Genomic DNA, 4,151 nt, shown 5'->3' with positions numbered 1-4,151 from the left:
CAGCCCACCCGCCATATCGGGGGCCGGTCAGTGGGCGGCGGGGTCGACGCCGTATCGTCGCGCCAGCAGGCGGAAAACCCGGTTGTGGGGTTGGTCGCGCAGGGCGGAGGTCAGCAACGCCCGGAACGGCGTCGCGACCGCGCCGTTCTCCAGGTCGATGAGAATCATGTTCCAGATCTGCTCGGGCACGGCATTGGCAAAGCCGGGACGCCGCGACCGCGGATAGCCGATACGGCTCAGCACCCGCTCGGCCGCCATGTCGGTGGTGAAACTCTCCGCCAGGGCGGTCAGCAGCGCATCCCGATCGTCACGGCTCAACGAGATGTCCACACCGGCCGGCCTCGAAGCCGCCCGTGCCGCTGCCGCTGGCTCGGGCCGGTCATCCACCGCAACCGCCTGAAGTGCCCCCGGGCCGGGACGTGCAGGCAGCAGCGGGGGATTCCCCAGCGCAGGTTCGATCTCCAGCGGCCGACCGAGCAGGACCCGCAGGAGGGTCTCAAGCCCGGCATCGGAGATCTCATCCACCTGGTAGTGGGTCGTCGAGTAGGGCCGGAGGAACAGCGGGATGTCATCGCCGGTCGCGTCCGGGAGCACGACCGGCAGAACCCGGAGCAGGCCCGCACGCTGGTCGCGGTAGATGACCTCGCGGACCAGGCCGGCCTCCCACTGCACCCCACGACCGTCGTCGGCGGCGGCATCCCCGTCGGCCCGACGCCGGTACGCGGGCGAGGCGATCACCAGGATGAAGTCGGCCGCGCGGATCTCCCGCTCCATCCACAGGGTCCAGTCCTGCCGCCCCTGGGACGCGGGCAGGTCGCACGTCGCGTCGATCCCACGCATGCGCAGAAACCAGTAGAGCTCCCGCACGGACTCGTCGTGTCCCGCGGACTCCTGCGCCCCGCCAGCGTGCGCGTAGGAGATGAACACCCTCGGCGGACGTTCCGTCCCCGCGCCGACATTGGCACCGGCATTGGCGCCGGCTTCGGCGCCGGCTTCGGCACCGGCTTCGGCACCGGCTTCGGCACTGGCTTCATTGCTCACGCACACCTCCTGCTGCGGACAGGCAGGCAAATCGTAGCCATCACCCGGTGTGCCGATCCCACCCGGACCGCCATAGCCGTGGCACGCAATATCATCCGCAGCCTGCGTCCTACAGCCGGGTCAGAGTACCCGAGCCCAAGACCGGATTGCCATTGATGAATTGTCCGTTCGTCGTTGTGGCGCCGAGGATCTGGTAGGTGAGCCTGGAGCTTTCCTGCAGTGTCACAGTGACCTCGAACTTGCTGAAACACTGAAGACTCGGGTTGTATGTCGTATTTTGTCGCAATACCAACGGTCCGCCGCCGGACTCCAGAACCAACACCCCCGAACAGCTGAAAATCGGTACCTGCCACGAACCGACCCCGGTGCCCACACTGCCGGCACCGATTTTCAACGTGAGCTGGTAGGTGGCATTGTTTGACTGCGTGACCACGCCTGTCCACGTGCCTTGATAGCTCGCTGGGACAGCAGCCGCGTTGGGAGGTGACGTCGTGAATCTCGAAGAGGTAGCGGCTGCGGTGGGATGTGACGCCGTGAATGCTGCCTGGGTCGGCAGCGGTGTCGGGAACGTCGGCGTGGGGCGCGGGGAGGGGCCCAGCCCGTACCCGTTAGTGAGGACCGCGCCGGCGATTGTGCCAACCACACCCAGGAGACCGGCGATCCAGGCTGCTTTGATGGTGTCGCTGGTGGGCATGGCGCATCTGCTCCCCCGTGGAAGACGCTCGGCTCGGGTTGATCGGCGGTGTCCGTCTTCGTCGACGCCCATCGACGATAGAACAGCGCGAAATGGCCGTACAGGTCTCACTCGCCGATCTGCCGACACATGCCGATAATGCTGATGCTGCGGGTGGGCAGCGTCGGTCGATCCGGGCCGCTGCATGCCGCCGCGGACCCGGGCCGGCGGTGGTCGGGCCAGCGGCGGTCGGGTCAGCGGTAGTCGGGGTTGGGGTAGTCGTCCCGGCAGCCGGCGTCCCAGGCCGAGCGTTGGTTGCCGTGCGTGGGGATGCCACCCGCGTCCTTGAGCATCTTCGCCAGGTGCAGCAGGTTCCAGGTCATGAACGCGGTGTTGCGGTTGGTGAAGTCGTTCTGCGGTCCGCCCGAGCCCGGATCGAGATAGGACGGCCCTGGTCCGGCCTCACCGATCCATCCCGCATCGGCCTGCGGCGGGATCGTGTACCCGAGGTGCTGCAAGCTGTAGAGGACGTTCATGGCGCAGTGCTTCACGCCGTCCTCGTTTCCGGTGATCAGGCAGCCGGCAACCCGGCCGTAATAGGCGTACTGGCCCGCTTCATTGAGCAGATGCGAGCAGGCGTACAGCCGTTCGATCATTTTCTTCATCACGGAGCTGTTGTCGCCGAGCCAGATCGACCCCGCCAGCACGAGGATGTCGGCCGCCAGAACCTGCTGGTAGATGGTTGGCCATTCGTCACTCGGCCAGCCGTGCTCGGTCATGTCCGGCCACACTCCGGTCGCGATATCGTGATCAATCGCGCGGAGCACCGTGACCTCGACACCGCGCTCACCCATCAGGGCGGCGCTGCGATCGATCAGACCCCCGGTATGGCTGAGTTCGGGTGAGCGCTTGAGCGTGCAGTTGATGAACAACGCCCGCAATCCGTCGAACCGCCATGTGGTCTCGTCGCTGTTCGTCGTCATGACACGCTCCCCGGTCCCCGTATGGCGCAGCGACACCACGGTGGGTCGCAGCCGTCGGTCCACCGTGATCTAACCACCACCGCCGGCAGTCGACCAGACCGCGCGGACCTCCCAGCCTGCGCGGACCTCCCAGACCGAGTCGGGAGAGCGGATCATGCAGTAAGGATGTGAATGAGTTGCTACTACAGCAGCACTGGATTCACATCGTTGAGCCGCTTCTCGTGGACGGACTGCTGGTGGCCCAGCCGCTGCTGGTGCCCGCGGTCGGTGGGGGGCCGCCCCAGCCGCTGCTGGCGGACGGTCAGCGGCGGCCATCCCAGCCACGTTGGCGGAGCGCCTGCGCGACCTGGGCGGCGACGCGCTCAGGATGCTCCCGCAGCAGCCACGTCGGGAACCGCAGGATCAGACGGTCCTGGAGCACTCCGAGATTCTGGCGGGCCAGGTCATCCCACCATTGCCGGGCTTCCCGGTGTGCGGCCCCGTCGATCTCCACCCAGACCCGCCATGGCTCGTACCAGACGTCCAGGTAGCGACGACCGCCCAGCTCGACCATGTGCTGGCGCCGGGCGGGCGGTAGGCCGTGGCGACGCTCGATTCGCCGGTACAGCATCTCCGCCACTGCCTCAGCGCCAACATCAAAATCTGCCAACGTGTCGACGATCAGGCGGCGACGCCGCGCTCGCCCGCGCCGGTCCAGCGCAGCCCGCACTTCCCCGACGCTGACCAGCCGTTGCTGTACGGAGGCGGCGAGCGCGGCCCTGGCGTCGTCGTCCCGGGCTGCCCAGCCCGCCATGTCGACGACCGAGCGGGCGAGCCTGGTCCGCGGGGGAACGCGGACCGGATGGACGTCGGCTGAGGTGAGTTGGCTGCTGCGGTGCACCACGATCCCCTGATACCCGGTGAGCTGCCGGTCTGACGGCACAGTGACGAACACGGTCGCCGCGTCGAACCCCCGCAGACCGTCGAGCGTGGCCGCTGTGGACCCGGCAAGGACGGCTCCCGGCCCGGCCCGTTCCAGCGCGCACCAGAGCCATTGGAGACGGGTCAACGGCCCGGAGTGGGTGACGACGACTCCCCGTAGCGGCCGTTGCCACCGACCTGTGCTGACCCGCCACCGCAGTTCCCCGGGGCGCAGGCCGCCCGCGATCGCGTCCCGCACTGCCATCACGCCGCTGCGATCCCGGGCGATCATCTCCCATCCGCCGTCGTGCGGACCTGCGGTGGACGTCACAACTATGAACGGTGACAGGGCACACGCCCGAAGTCGTCACGCTGGCGTCAGCTGTGGATAACCGGCGGCCCGCCGACCGAAGGATGTGAATGTGCCGTTGCTGGAGTGGATAACCGCCGGCCCGCCGGCCCATCGACCGAGGGATGTGAATCTGCTGCTACGGGAGCAGCACGAAAGTCACATCGTTCGGACGACGCTGGCCCGCGGCCTCGGACGACGCTGG

The 4,151-nt window shown here is 67.8% G+C and carries 4 protein-coding genes; all 4 read right to left on the bottom strand.

From position 1 onward, the window contains the following. Positions 1-27 precede the first annotated feature (27 nt). The gene (locus U9980_RS22355; RefSeq protein WP_322769728.1) at positions 28-1,041 is read right to left on the bottom strand and encodes an effector-associated domain EAD1-containing protein; all 1,014 of its coding nucleotides are present in this window, start codon (positions 1,039-1,041) and stop codon (positions 28-30) included. A 109-nt stretch (positions 1,042-1,150) separates the two neighbouring features. After that, positions 1,151-1,474, bottom strand: a complete 324-nt coding sequence (locus tag U9980_RS22350; RefSeq protein ID WP_322769727.1) for a hypothetical protein — start codon at positions 1,472-1,474, stop codon at positions 1,151-1,153. A 494-nt stretch (positions 1,475-1,968) separates the two neighbouring features. Then, positions 1,969-2,697 carry a flavodoxin family protein gene (locus U9980_RS22345; RefSeq protein WP_322749949.1) on the bottom strand — a complete coding sequence of 243 codons (729 nt, stop codon included), beginning with the start codon at positions 2,695-2,697 and terminating at the stop codon, positions 1,969-1,971. Positions 2,698-2,998: 301 nt separating this feature from the next. Next, positions 2,999-3,889 carry a hypothetical protein gene (locus U9980_RS22340; protein ID WP_322769726.1) on the bottom strand — a complete coding sequence of 297 codons (891 nt, stop codon included), beginning with the start codon at positions 3,887-3,889 and terminating at the stop codon, positions 2,999-3,001. Positions 3,890-4,151 lie beyond the last annotated feature (262 nt).

The organism is Protofrankia sp. Cr1 (genome assembly GCF_963555865.1).
Taxonomy (GTDB): domain Bacteria; phylum Actinomycetota; class Actinomycetes; order Frankiales; family Frankiaceae; genus Protofrankia.
The sequence above is the reverse complement of the archived record's forward strand: the minus strand, read 5'-3'. Positions and strand labels throughout refer to the sequence as shown.

Excerpts from the sequence above, each read along its gene's own strand:
- U9980_RS22340 (WP_322769726.1), bottom strand. The coding sequence starts at position 3,889 with ATGATCGCCCGGGATCGCAGCGGCGTGATGGCAGTGCGGGACGCGATC.
- U9980_RS22345 (WP_322749949.1), bottom strand. The coding sequence starts at position 2,697 with ATGACGACGAACAGCGACGAGACCACATGGCGGTTCGACGGATTGCGG.